This is a genomic window from Klebsiella spallanzanii (genome assembly GCF_902158555.1).
Lineage (GTDB): Bacteria > Pseudomonadota > Gammaproteobacteria > Enterobacterales > Enterobacteriaceae > Klebsiella > Klebsiella spallanzanii.
In genome coordinates this window covers 614,770-628,482 of the sequence record NZ_CABGGS010000001.1, presented here as the reverse complement: position 1 = coordinate 628,482, position 13,713 = coordinate 614,770, and the positions used below count along the sequence as shown (strand labels likewise).

At 57.9% G+C, this 13,713-nt stretch carries 8 protein-coding genes; 6 read left to right on the top strand and 2 right to left on the bottom strand.

The features are described 5' to 3' along the window. Nucleotides 1-126: 126 nt before the first annotated feature. Both FN082_RS03070 and FN082_RS03065 read left to right on the top strand, forming a co-directional pair. Nucleotides 127-1,233, top strand: a complete 1,107-nt coding sequence (locus tag FN082_RS03070; protein ID WP_139538575.1) for an MBL fold metallo-hydrolase — start codon at nt 127-129, stop codon at nt 1,231-1,233. Nucleotides 1,234-1,259: 26 nt separating this feature from the next. Then, nucleotides 1,260-1,601, top strand: coding sequence for a RamA family antibiotic efflux transcriptional regulator (locus FN082_RS03065; RefSeq protein WP_004848570.1), 342 nt, complete (start codon nt 1,260-1,262; stop codon nt 1,599-1,601). A 37-nt stretch (nt 1,602-1,638) separates the two neighbouring features. Here FN082_RS03065 and FN082_RS03060 read toward each other — a convergent pair whose 3' ends face one another. Further along, entirely contained in the window at nt 1,639-3,783 is a 2,145-nt protein-coding gene (locus tag FN082_RS03060) for a TonB-dependent siderophore receptor (protein ID WP_112215320.1), read from the bottom strand. A 155-nt stretch (nt 3,784-3,938) separates the two neighbouring features. On the opposite strand from FN082_RS03060, the gene FN082_RS03055 reads away from it, so the two are divergent. Next, a complete protein-coding gene (locus tag FN082_RS03055) occupies nt 3,939-5,561 on the top strand; it encodes an alpha/beta hydrolase-fold protein (protein WP_139538576.1) in 1,623 nt (540 codons plus the stop codon). On the opposite strand, the gene FN082_RS03050 is transcribed toward FN082_RS03055, so the two are convergent. Next, nucleotides 5,490-5,738: a DUF1158 domain-containing protein gene (locus FN082_RS03050; RefSeq protein ID WP_139538577.1), complete on the bottom strand. Its 249-nt coding sequence runs from the start codon at nt 5,736-5,738 to the stop codon at nt 5,490-5,492. The genes FN082_RS03055 and FN082_RS03050 overlap by 72 nt on opposite strands. A gap of 503 nt (nt 5,739-6,241) precedes the next feature. Between FN082_RS03050 and FN082_RS03045 the strand changes: the two genes are divergently transcribed. From FN082_RS03045 to FN082_RS03035, 3 genes are all read left to right on the top strand, one after another. Continuing rightward, nucleotides 6,242-8,956 carry a cation-transporting P-type ATPase gene (locus tag FN082_RS03045; protein WP_139538881.1) on the top strand — a complete coding sequence of 905 codons (2,715 nt, stop codon included), beginning with the start codon at nt 6,242-6,244 and terminating at the stop codon, nt 8,954-8,956. A 72-nt stretch (nt 8,957-9,028) separates the two neighbouring features. Beyond that, nucleotides 9,029-10,108: an efflux RND transporter periplasmic adaptor subunit gene (locus tag FN082_RS03040; RefSeq protein ID WP_139538578.1), complete on the top strand. Its 1,080-nt coding sequence runs from the start codon at nt 9,029-9,031 to the stop codon at nt 10,106-10,108. 13 nt (nt 10,109-10,121) lie between these two features. After that, the gene (locus FN082_RS03035; protein ID WP_139538579.1) at nt 10,122-13,214 is read left to right on the top strand and encodes an efflux RND transporter permease subunit; all 3,093 of its coding nucleotides are present in this window, start codon (nt 10,122-10,124) and stop codon (nt 13,212-13,214) included. Nucleotides 13,215-13,713 lie beyond the last annotated feature (499 nt).

Here is a 13,713-nt window from a genome sequence, read left to right as displayed (position 1 = left end):
CGACTGTCAAAATTTGAAAATCGTCTTGACGACTTTCAGCTTCTTCCCAATAATGAGTGCTTACTCACTCATAATCAAGTCTTATAACAAAAACCTCCAGGAAGGAGGATTTCGCCAGGTCAGGATATGAACCGTATCATCTTCAGCGTGGTCGCCATCATGTTATTAGCGTCAGCAACAACTTTGCCGTTTGTGTTAAATGCCGGATTTGGTCAGGCACCGCAGGGCGCACAGCTCAGCCTGGTGGAACAGTCGCCGCACTATCATGACGGCCAGTTTCATAACCAACTGCCGACGCCTGGGTTTACCGGGCAAAAAAATATGCTGGCCGCGTGGTGGGAGTTTCTTGTCGCCAAACGCGAAAACGCCAGACCGGCCCAGCCGCTGCCGCTGGTAAAAACCGATCTTGCCAGTCTGCCGTTAGGGCAGGACACCATGGTCTGGCTCGGGCACTCTTCCTGGTACCTGCAACTGGCGGGCAAACGTATCCTGATTGACCCGGTGTTTAGCAACTATGCTGCACCATTCTCCTTTATTAATAAGGCGTTTCCGGGGGATTACCCGTGGCATGCTGAAGGAATGCCGGATATCGATCTGCTGATTATCTCGCACGATCACTATGACCATCTTGACTACGCCACCATCAAAGCGCTGATGCCGAAAATCAAGCGCGTGGTAACGCCGCTGGGCGTCGGCTCACACCTGCGTTACTGGGGCGTTGATAGCGCTATTATCAACGAAGCGGACTGGAATCAATCGGTGCAGATTAGCGATGAGCTGACGGTACACGCGCTGCCCGCGCGCCACTTTTCCGGTCGCGGCCTCAAGCGTAATCAGACGCTGTGGGCCAGCTTTATGTTTGTCACCCCGCAGCAGAAAATTTACTACAGCGGCGATAGCGGCTATGGCCCGCACTTTAAAGCTATTGGCGAGCAGTTCGGTGAAGTGGATTTGGCGATTATGGAAAACGGTCAATACGACCAGGACTGGAAGTACATCCATATGATGCCGGAAGAGACGGCGCAAGCCGCTGATGATGTTCGTGCTCGTGCGGTGCTGCCGGGCCATGCCGGGCGCTTCGTGCTGGCAAAACACACATGGGACGATCCGTATAAAAGGCTGGCGGAGGCCAGTACAGGGCGGCCGTGGCGACTGCTGACGCCAATGTTGGGTGAGCCGGTTTGGGTCGCTGATAAAACGCAATCATTTAACGCCTGGTGGCGGTCACGATGAGAGTGGTTCAGGAGGAGAGAGGACATATGACTATTTCCGCTCAGGTCATTGATACGATCGTCGAGTGGATTGATGATAATTTGCATCAACCGCTACGTATTGACGATATTGCGCGCCATGCCGGTTACTCGAAATGGCATCTGCAACGACTTTTTTTACAGTACAAAGGGGAGAGTCTGGGACGCTACATTCGCGAGCGTAAGCTGCTGCTGGCAGCGCGCGATCTGCGCGATACCGATCAGCGGGTTTACGATATTTGCCTGAAATACGGCTTTGACTCGCAGCAAACCTTTACCCGCATTTTCACCCGCACGTTTAACCAGCCGCCGGGTGCCTACCGTAAAGAAAATCACAGCCGCGCGCACTGAAAAGTGTCCGCCGGGGGAAGACCGGCGGACGCTTTTCTTACCAGGCGTAATTCACTGTTGCCGTTACCGTCCGACCAATGCCGTAGAAGCAGGCGCTATCGCTGGCGCATGAGGCCACGTATTTGGTATCCGCAATATTGTTGACGTTGAACTGTACTTTCGCCCCTTTCAGGCTCGAACTCAATTCGCCTAACTCATAGCTCACCATCGCGTCATACAAATCCACCGCCGGAACCTTAAAGGTGTTTTTCGCATCGCCATAGCTGGTGCCGATATAGCGTACGCCAACGCCCGCCGTCAGGCTTTTTAGCGCGCCGTCCGGCAGGGTATAGCTGGTGAACGCCGAGGCCATATGGGTCGGAATGCGCGCCGGGGTTTTTCCTTCGGTACCGACCACGGTGGTATTGACAGTTTCCGCATCGGTGTAGGTATATGAAGCAATCAGGTTGAGGTTATCAAAGACCGTCGCGTGCGCTTCGGCTTCCACTCCTTTCGAACGAACCTTACCGCTATTTTCAAACCATCCGGCCGCGCTGTTGTAGGTGGCGACGTTGCTCTGCGTCAGGTCATACAGCGCGAGGGTCATTAACGCGTTTGGGTTCGGCTGATATTTCAGGCCCACCTCCACCTGTTTGCCTTCGCTTGGATCGAACGGCCCGACGCCCGGCGCGCGGTTAGTTTGCAGGTTAGGTTCAAATGAGGTGCTGTAGCTGATATAGGGCGAGAGGCCGAAATCAAAGGCGTACAGCAACCCGGTACGCCAGGTAAACTTGTTGTCGTTTTGCTGAGTGCTGCTGGCATCGGTAAAATCAGTGGTGCGCACTTCTGCCCAGTCGTAGCGCCCGGAAACCAGCAGCTCCCAATTTTGCCAGCTCAGCTGATCCTGGAGATAAATTCCCGCCTGGTCGAGATTTTGCTGCTCATCGCTGGCGGTGCTGAAGGTGCTTTCATCAACGCTAACGCCGTAAGAGGGGCTGCGCCAGTCGATATCGTACTGTGAGCCGCCGGCGCGGCCGAGGTACTGTTTATCTTTACTGGTTTTGTAATCCAGACCGCCAATCACCGTATGCGCCACCTGGCCGCTGGCAAACTGCGCCTCAAGCTGGTTATCAATACCAAATTCATCGGTCTGGCGCTCTTCATGTTGGGCGCGGCGCGAGAGCACCGAGCTATTGGCGGCGCTGGTGGTGTACACCAGATAACGATATTTCTGTTTGATGGTGGCATAACGGGCGTTCTGGCGCAGGGTGAAGGTATCGTTGAGCTGGTGCTCGAATTCATAACCAATCATCGTTTGTTCGCGCCACGACTGATTGTAGTTAGGGTCGCTGACGTTAAAATCGCGCGGAATATAGCTTCCGTCGACGCTTTCCACGGTGCCGTAGCGCGGCAAGAAGTTACGGTAACCGGCATCCGGGTCTTTCTGGTAGCTGGTTAACAGGGTAAAGCGGGTGGCGTCGTTAGGATACCAGGTCAGTGCCGGGGCAATGGCCATCCGTGTCTCTTTGTAGTCATCTATCTGATTATTCTGGGTGCGGGCGATCCCGTTCAGGCGATAGAGCAGGTGGCCGTCATCGCTCAGCGGACCGCCAAAGTCGAAAGCCCCTTCGGCAAGGTTGTTATTGCCGGTACGGAACTGCACTTCATGAATCGGCTGGCTGGTGGGGCGTTTGCTGGTCATGCTGATAAGCCCGCCAGGGTTCACCTGACCAAACAGCACCGAGGCCGGGCCGCGCACCAGCTCAACGCGCTCCAGCAGCCACGGGTCGAAAGTCCCGGTCTGCGAGGAGGCGGTGGCCCCGTAGCTCAGGCCATCGAGGAATTTGGGCACGTAGCTAAAGCCGCGTACGAAAACTTCGTCGTTGCGGTTAGAGGCGCCGCGATATTCGGTAAAGACGCCCGCGCTATAGCGCAGCGCCTGGGAAACCGAGGTGACATCCAGCGCCTGCATTTGATCGCGGGTGACCACCGATACCGACTGCGGCGTCTTGACGATCTCTGCGGCAGTTTTCGTCGCCGACAGCGTCTTTGTTGCCACAATTCCCTTTAGCGGCGCTGTTGGATCTTCGCCGTTGCCTGCGGTGACAACGATCGTTTCCTCCGCCGCCAGCGCCTGCCCGCCGAAGGTGGATACCGCGAGGCTCGCGGCCCAGAGTGCTGTTATCTTATTATATTTAAACATTTTTATGATTTTTCCTTGGTTAAGTCGCCATCAAAAAAACCGCCATCTTCGAGATGAATCGTCCAGCGGCTGTCATTAACGGCGTCAATGTTATTGCAAATAGTTATTATTTGCATTAGCGTTATTAACAAATTTTTACAAGGAAATATCGGGCAATGAAGACGGCGTGGAGCGGCCTGCTAATTGGCATGAGTGCCTTACCGGCAGCGGCGATGAACTGTGAATCCCCTTCGTTACAAGGTGAACTGCAGGGGAAGTTTGATGCCAGCGGCGAGATCTGTTTTGACCTGCCAAAGCTGGGTGAAAACTATGTTGCGGCGACTCTCTCCGGCGTCACCGATGCCCGACTGCTGGATGAGAACAATCGTCGCCTGCGCACGCTATTGGCAGGCGGTCCGGCAGATGGAGAACAAACTTTGCTATTTTCTCTGCCGGTAAACCGTGCCTCCTCACTGGTGCTGCACGGTGAAGAGGGCGCGCGCTGGCGCTTTCAGTGGCAGATGCGAGAAACCACCGCGCTGGCAAAAACACAGGCGCTGGATCCGGTCAGCCCACGTTTGCAGCAGCTCAAGCGCGAGCTGGCGGCGGGAGGTTCAACGGCGAATTTCTGGCAGGAGCGCGAACAGGAAGGGACTCCCATGGTGGAACCGGTGGACGTCAGCCATAAGCGAGTGACTTTCCTGTGGCGCGGGGCGAGCCAGAACGTGTTTATTCTGGGTTCTCCGGCAGGGGATCACGATCCGCTGTTTCGTCTCGGTGACTCCGACGTTTGGTTTCGCAGCTATGTGGTGCCCGCCGATACCCTAATGCAGTATAAGCTGGCCCCGGATGTGCCGCAGGTGGCGGGCAGCGCGCGGGAGCAGCGGCGAGCGATTCTGGTTAGCGCCCAGGCCGATCCGCTCAACCCTAACAGCGTCAACGCAGCCCACGACCGCTGGAGTCGCTACTCTTTGCTGGCGCTTAATCCTGCACGTTTTTGCTCGGCGCAGCGTATGACACAACCGCTACGCTACGGAACCTTAACCCGCCATCAGCTACGTAGCGACTTCCTGCAAAATACACGAGAAGTGATGATTTACCGCCCGCGTCTGCCGCAGCCCGCACGCTGGACCTTAATGCTGTTCGATGGAAAGACTTATCAGGACGAATATCACTTTGCCAACGTACTGGATTCCCTGATCGCCAGCCATGTACTGCCGCCGATTAACGTGGTGTTTATCGATAGCCTTGATCATCCGCGACGGGCAAAAGAGCTGCCGCCAAACCCCCACTTCGCCGATTTTATGGCCCATGAACTGCTGCCGTGGCTGAACCGGCAGGGTCTCAACCTGACCCGGCAAAAAACCGTGGTCGCAGGTTCCAGCTACGGCGGGCTGGCCGCATCCTGGGTGGCGCTGCGTTATCCGCGACAGTTTGGCAACGTGCTGAGCTTGTCCGGGTCGTACTGGTGGTCGCCGAAAGGGGAAGATGCCAGTTGGCTGACGCGGCAGTACCAGCAATCGCCGCGCTATCCGGTACGTTTCTGGCTACAGGCGGGGAGATTCGAAACCAGCGGTCCGGATGGCGGCATTTATGCCAATACACTCGAATTTGAGCGGGTACTGAGAGAGAAGGGCTATGCGGTGAGCTTCCACCCCTCGTCCAGCGGCCATGATTACGCCGCCTGGTGTGAGGCGCTGGTCAGCGGCATGCGCGACTTTACTGGCTTAGCGCTCAAGGGAAAACCAGCGACGCCACACCCAGCGCAACACCACATACTCAATAGCGCCCAGCGCTAAGAACCACAGGCAAAAGATCAGCGTATAAAGCTGGTTGAGATCCATCAGGTGGAACGTCTCAACCAGCTTTTGCGCCAGCGTCAGGCCAAGAGACGGTGCTGGCAGCAGCAGGCAGGATATCAACGCCAGCAGAAGAATGCCGGCGGCGCTGAGGAGCGTTTCTAGCGGATGTTTCATTATTTGTTAATCATCAGTTAAAAACATATTGTCCGGTAAAAGGTGAATCAATGCAATATAGTTTCGCAGGGAATTAAATTACGTCTTAAGTATTATATCTAATAATCCTCTTTAATCCCCATGTTAATTAATTTGGGAATATTTGTGATTAAGTTAATTACACCGAACTGTAAATTAACGTCATTATTAAGCCAGTGCTTTTACAAAAGTATAGGTGCTATATCCCACCAGAGTAGCGATAATAATGGCCAGCAAGATGTACAGCACCAGACGGCGTCCGCGGTAGATTCCAAACATAGTAGACCTCGTTTAGTTTTGGTTTATTAATATTTTGCAATTATTGTTTTATAGAATTAACTTACCACAAATTTTGTATTTGCGAGAGACTAAATATTGCGCAAGCTCAAATTATCTCCCGCCTGTTTTTTAATTTTCTCATTGGCCCGGAATGATTCCAGGCTTTCCGCCTCACGGAATTTTAAGGGAGATATATTTTGACCAAAATGATCAAAACTAATAATACCACCCCCTCAGGGGATACCGCGCCACGCCGGGCATATCAGCAGACCGTTGATGCGGTGCTGGCGCAGAAAAACAGCCATACCAGCGGACTGAACTCCGCTGAAGCCGCCGAGCGTCTGCAGACCTTCGGCCCGAATGCGTTACCAGAGAAGAAAGGCAAGCCCGCCTGGCTGCGCTTTCTCGCCCACTTTAACGACGTACTGATTTTTGTCCTGCTGGCTGCTGCCGCGCTTACGGCGGTAATGGGCCACTGGGTTGATACCCTGGTTATCCTTGGCGTCACGGTGATCAATGCCCTGATCGGCCATATCCAGGAGAGCAATGCTGAAAAATCGCTACAGGGCATCCGCAATATGCTCTCCAGCGACGCCCGCGTGCAGCGCAACGGTAAGCATGAAACCATCCCAACCCGCGACCTGGTTCCGGGCGATATCGTCATTCTGCGCGCGGGAGACCGTGTGCCTGCCGATATGCGCCTGATTGAAACTCATAATCTGCGGGTGGAAGAAGCGATTTTGACCGGCGAGTCGACGGTAGTGGATAAAACCACCGACGCGCTGGAAGGTGAACTGCCGCTGGGCGATCGCACGAATATGCTGTTCTCCGGCACCACCATCAGCGCTGGTGGCGGCGTTGGCGTAGTGACCGCAACCGGTCAGGAGACCGAACTTGGCCATATCAACCAGATGATGGCGGGCATTGAGAAGCACCGCACGCCGCTGCTGGTGCAGATGGACAAGCTCGGCAAGGCGATTTTCGTCATTATTCTGGCGATGATGGCCGCGCTGTTCGTCTTCAGCCTGGCGCTGCGCGATATTCCTCTCGGCGAGCTTCTGCTCTCCCTGATTAGCCTGGCGGTTGCCGCCGTGCCGGAAGGTTTACCAGCGATTATCTCGATTATTCTCTCCCTCGGCGTACAGGCGATGGCTCGTCAGCGGGCGATTATCCGCAAGCTGCCGACGGTGGAAACCCTGGGCGCCATGACCGTGGTGTGCTCGGATAAAACCGGCACCCTGACGATGAACGAGATGACCGTCAAAGCGATCATTACCGCCGACTGCTGCTACCGCGTTGAAGGTGACAGCTACGAGCCGCAGGGCAACATTTGCCTGGAAGGCAGCGATGAGCCGGTGCAGATTAAACCGGGCAGCGTGCTGGAAACTTACCTGCGCACCATCGACCTGTGTAACGACAGCCAGATGATTCAGGATGAGCGCGGCCTGTGGGGTATTACCGGCGGGCCGACCGAAGGGGCGCTGAAGGTGCTGGCGGCGAAAGCGCAGCTGGAGCCGGTTGATGCGCGCCTGGTGGCGAAAATTCCGTTCGACTCGCAGTACAAGTACATGGCGACCCATCAGAAAATGGGCGACGTCGAGCAGGTGCTGATTACCGGCGCGCCGGACGTGATTTTTGCCATGTGCCGCCAGCAGATGAGCAAACAGGGCGCAGTGCCGTTCGAGCCGCAGTACTGGGAAGAGGAAATGGCGCGCTTTGCCCGTCAGGGCCTGCGCATGGTTGCCGCCGCCTACAAACCGGCTAACGTTGGCAGCACCACGCTGACCCACGACGATCTCCGCGAAGGTCTGGTCTTCCTCGGCATTGCCGGGATGATGGACCCGCCGCGCCCGGAAGCGATTGACGCTATCCACGCCTGCCAGAACGCGGGGATCCGCGTGAAGATGATTACCGGCGACCACCCGCAGACGGCGATGAGCATCGGCCAGATGCTGGGGATCACTAACAGCCGCCAGGCGATGACCGGCTACCAGCTGGAGCATATGGACGACGCCGAGCTGGCGAAAGCCGCCGTTGAGTACGATATTTTTGCCCGCACCAGCCCGGAGCATAAGCTGCGCCTGGTGAAAGCGCTGCAGAATAACGGTGAAGTGGTTGGCATGACCGGCGATGGCGTCAACGACGCTCCGGCACTACGCCAGGCCGACGTCGGCATCGCTATGGGGATCAAAGGAACCGAGGTGACCAAAGAGGCCGCTGACATGGTTCTGACCGATGACAATTTTGCCACCATCGCCAGTTCGGTCAAAGAGGGGCGTCGGGTCTACGACAACCTGAAGAAAACCATTCTGTTCATTATGCCGACCAACCTGGCGCAGGGGCTGCTGATTATCATCGCCCTGTTGGCGGGGAACATTATTCCGCTGACGCCGGTGCTGATTTTGTGGATGAACATGGCGACCTCCGCCACGCTCTCCTTCGGCCTCGCTTTTGAAGCCGCCGAGCGCAATGCGATGAACCGCCCGCCGCGTAAAACCGGCCAGCATGTGATGGATGCCTTTGCCGTCTGGCGCGTCGCTTTCGTCGGCACGATGATTGCCGTCGCCGCCTTTATTCTTGAGGCCTGGCTGGCGCCGCGCGGCCACAGCCCGGAGTTTATCCGCACCGTGCTGCTGCAGATGCTGGTCACCGCGCAGTGGGTCTACATGATTAACTGCCGCAGCAGCGACAGCTTCTCGCTGAACATGGGGCTGCTGCGTAACAAAGGCATCTGGCTGGTGAGCGGCGTGCTGCTGCTGATGCAGCTGATCATCATCTACGTACCGGTGATGCAGACGATGTTTGGTACCGAAGGGCTGCCGCTGCGCTACTGGTTCATCACTCTGGTCATCGGTATTGCGATGTTCCTGGTGGTCGAAGTTGAGAAACGCCTGACCCGCCGTTTCCGCAAAACCGCGTAGTCTGTCTGATTCGTCCGGCGTCCCTTCTCCTGCGGGAGGAGGGACGCCGCATCGTCGTAAGGAATTCCCCCCATGAAAAAGATCATCCGCTCCGCCTTGCTGGCCTGCGGCCTGGCAGGCTACGCCCTGACGATCGCTGCCGCTCCGGCGATTCCGGTGCGCGTTGCCACCGTTGAGCAAGCGCCGCATGCCAACGAGCGGCAAATTTCTGGTCGCGTTGAGGCCATCCACTCCGTTGATATTCGCGCCCGTACTGAAGGGGCGATCGTGCAGCGCCATTTTCAGGATGGGCAGTACGTCAATAAAGGAGATCTGCTGTTTACACTTGATGACGCCCAGCCCAAAGCCGCGCTGGCGCTGGCACAGGCCGAGCTGAGAAGTGCGCAGGCTTCGCTCCGCCAGGCCCAGCAGCTATTAAGCCGCTACCAGCAGCTAAAAAATAACCACTCGATCAGCCGCAACGACGTGGATACCGCCCAGATGCAGCGTGATGTCGCCGCCGCCGCCGTGGAGCAGGCGCAGGCGCGCATTGCCGCCCAGCAAATTACGCTCGGCTATACCCGTATAACTTCGCCGGTCACCGGACGCGTCGGCCATAGCGCATTTCACGTCGGTAGCCTGGTCAACCCTTCCAGCGGCGTGCTGGTGGATGTGGTCCAGCTCGACCCGATTCGCGTCGCCTTCTCACTCGATGAAACCGCCTTTTTCGACAAAGCGGGCCAGCATGCGGATATTGTCGCGCTGAAGCAGGCGTGGATAGCGCAGGTCGATGTTGATGGGCAGCGGCAAAACGGCGTACTGACTTCCGTCGATAACCGCATTGATAGCCGCACCGCCAGCGTGGCGCTGCGTGCTGAATTTGCAAACCTGCAGCACCGTCTGCTGCCCGGCGCTAACGTGGCGGTTTTCTTCCGCCCGCAGCAGCTTGCGCAAAGCCCGATGATCCCGGCGTCTGCGGTACAGCAGGATGCGCAGGGCTTTTACAGCTGGGTGCTGACGGCGGATAACACCGTCAGCTTGCGACGTTTTACCCCTGGCGGCCAGCAGGGGCAGGAGTTCGCAGTGTTAGACGGTATTAATGCGGGCGAGCGCGTGGTGACGGAAGGTGTGCAGCGCCTGCGTGATGGCGTAGCCGTTCAGTTGCTCAACTAAAGAGGGGGAAGGGATGTTGACGTTTTTTATCCGTCGCCCGCGTTTTGCGATGGTGATTGCGCTGCTGATGACTTTTATCGGCGCGGTATCGCTAAAGCTGATTCCGGTCGAGCAATATCCGCAGATTACGCCGCCGGTCATCAACGTTAGCGCCAGCTGGCCGGGGGCCAGCGCGGCGGACGTGGCACAAGCCATCGCCGCACCGCTGGAGACCCAGCTCAACGGCGTTGACCATATGCTGTATATGGAGTCTACCAGCTCCGATGAAGGCACCTACAGCCTGAGCCTGACCTTTGCTGCCGGTACCGATGCTGATTTAGCGGCGATTGATGTGCAGAATCGCGTTTCCCAGGCGGTGGCGCAGCTTCCTGCCGAAGTGCAGCAGAACGGCGTGCAGGTGCGCAAACGGGCAACCAACCTGCTGATGGGCGTGAGCCTCTATTCGCCGCTCGGTACGCTATCGCCGCTGTTTGTCAGCAACTACGCCAGTACCCAGGTGCGCGAAGCGCTGGCGCGCTTGCCGGGCGTTGGCGAAGTGCAGATGTTCGGCGCGCGCGACTACAGCATGCGCATCTGGCTGCGACCTGATCGCATGAATGCGCTCAATATCACCACCGATGATATTGCCCAGGCGCTGCGCGAGCAGAACGTGCAGGGCGCGGCGGGGCAGGTGGGGACGCCGCCGGTATTTAACGGCCAGCAGCAGACCCTGACCATCAACGGTATCGGTCGGCTGAGCGACGCCGCCAGCTTCGGGCAGATTGTGGTGCGCAGCGGCGAACGCGGTCAGCTGGTGCGCCTGTCGGACGTGGCAACCATTGAGCTGGGTGCGCGCAGCTATAGCTCCGGCGCACAGCTCAACGGCAAAGACTCCGCGTATCTCGGTATCTACCCGACGCCGACTGCCAATGCCTTACAGGTTGCCAGCGCGGTGCGCGCCGAGCTGACCCGGCTGCACGCGCGTTTTCCGGCGGATCTGACCTGGGAGGTGAAGTTTGATACCACCCGCTTTGTGGCGGCGACGATCAAAGAGATCGGCGTGTCGTTGGTGTTGACCCTGCTGGCGGTCGTAGTGGTGGTGTCTTTGTTCCTGCAAAGCTGGCGGGCAACCCTGATAGTGGCTCTGGCAATCCCGGTGTCGCTTATCGGCACCTTTGCCGTGCTCTATTCGCTGGGCTACAGCGCCAATACCCTGAGCCTGTTCGCGATTATTCTTGCCCTGACCATGGTGGTGGATGACGCCATCGTGGTGGTGGAGAGCGTAGAGACGAAAATGGCGGAGGGGCTGGATCGTGGGGCCGCTACCGCCGAAGCGCTGCGGCAAATCGCTGGTCCGGTGATCGCGACGACCTTAGTGCTGCTGGCGGTATTTGTTCCGGTGGCGATGCTGCCGGGTATCGTCGGCGAGCTGTATCGCCAGTTTGCGGTGACGCTATCGACGGCAGTAACGCTATCGAGCGTGGTGGCGCTGACCCTGACCCCCGCGCTGTGCGCGCTGCTGCTGCGCCCGCGTCCGGAACGTCCTGCCGCTATCTGGCGCGGCTTTAACCGCGGCCTGGATAAGGTGCGCGATGGCTATGGGCGTCTGGTGGGAGGTATGAATCGTCGTCCCTGGCTGGCGCTGGCCGCGACGGCGGCGGCTGCCGGGCTGGTGGTCTTTAGCTTCATCAACATGCCGAAGGGTTTTCTGCCGCAGGAAGATCAGGGCTACTTTTTTGCCAGCGTGCAGCTTCCTGAAGCCGCCTCGCTGGAGCGTACCGAAGCGGTGATGGCACAGGCCCGCGAGCTGCTGCTGGCAAATCCGGCGGTTGAGGATGTGATTCAGGTGTCCGGCTTCAATATTCTCAACGGCACCAGCGCCTCAAACGGCGGGTTTATCTCGGTAATGCTGAAAGACTGGCATCAGCGACCGCCGCTGGATTCGGTAATGGAGAAACTACAGGGCCAGTTGATGGGGCTACCGGAAGCGACGATTATGGCTTTTGCGCCGCCGACGTTGCCGGGGCTGGGCAACGCCTCCGGGTTTAATTTGCGCATTCTGGCCCAGGCCGGACAATCGCCAGCGGAACTGGAGCAGGTGACGCATCAGGTTCTGAGGGCGGCGAACCAGCATTCGCAGTTGAGCCGGGTATTTACCACCTGGAGCAGCAACGTCCCGCAGCTCACGCTCAACGTTGATCGCGACCAGGCGGCGCGGCTAAACGTGCCGGTGGCAAGGATTTTCAGCAGCCTGCAAACCGCGTTTGGCGGCACCCGCGCCGGGGATTTCAGCATCAACAATCGCGTTTACCATGTGGTGATGCAAAACGAGATGCAGTGGCGTGAACGGGCGGAGCAGATTAGCGAGCTGTACGTGCGTAGCGACAACGGCGAGCGGGTTCGTCTGAGCAACCTGGTGACGATTACGCCGACGGTTGGCGCGCCGTTTATTCATCAATATAACCAGTCTCCATCGGTATCGGTGAGCGGCTCGGCGGCAGAAGGCGTCAGCAGCCGCACGGCAATGGCGGTGATGGAGCAGATTTTACAATCGAACCTGCCGCAGGGGTATGACTACGCCTGGAGCGGAATTTCGTGGCAGGAGCAGCAGACCGGCAACCAGGCGGTGTGGATTGTGCTGGCGGCGGTGGCGATGGCGTGGCTGTTTCTTGTCGCTCAGTATGAGAGCTGGACGCTTCCGGCGAGCGTAATGCTGTCAGTGCTGTTTGCCATCGGCGGGTCGCTGCTGTGGTTATGGTGGGCCGGTTACGCCAACGATGTGTACGTGCAGATTGGCTTGGTATTGCTGATAGCGCTGGCGGCGAAGAATGCGATTTTGATCGTCGAGTTTGCCAGGGCGAAACGCGAAGAGGGGATGTCGATAGTCGACGCCGCCCGCGAAGGGGCCACCCGCCGCTTTCGGGCGGTGATGATGACGGCGGTTTCCTTCATCATTGGGATTATGCCGATGATGCTCGCCACCGGTGCCGGAGCGCAGAGTCGACGGATTATCGGTACCACGGTGTTTAGCGGCATGCTGGTGGCGACGGTGATTGGCATTCTGTTTATTCCATCGCTGTACGTGCTGTTCCAGCGCCTGCGCGAGTGGGGGCATCGGCGGATGTAGGTGTTTCGGGCACGGTGTCTGGAGATGTGCGGGTTTGGTAGCCCGGACAGGCGCGCCAGCGCCGCCTCCGGGACGGTGTAGAAGGGTTCCGCTCACCACTATTTCGCAGAAAATGCCTCACCGCGGTACGTGAACGGGTAAAGGGGGAGAAAACCGTCTCCCCCTTTACAATCCCCGCGGTCCCGCCAGGAAATCGGTGCTGCGCACTGCGCTCACCTCCCGGTCCTCAGCCTGCGGTCGGCTCAACTCGACATTACTCGTCCCATCCCTGGGACTCGCCCCTCCGGGGCCAGCGCAAGCGCTGTTCAAAATTGCTCCGGGCAATTTTGTCGTGTCTCGATTCGCCTCTGTCCGCCATCCCTGGCGGCCAGCCCTTGTCTTCGGACCTCCGGTTCGCCGATTTCAGCGGGCACCAGGGCATCGCTGCGAGTTTTTCTGTTTCAGGGGGATTCAGTTGCTGCATGAAAATCTTCCCGGAGGCGGCGCTGGCGCGCCTGTC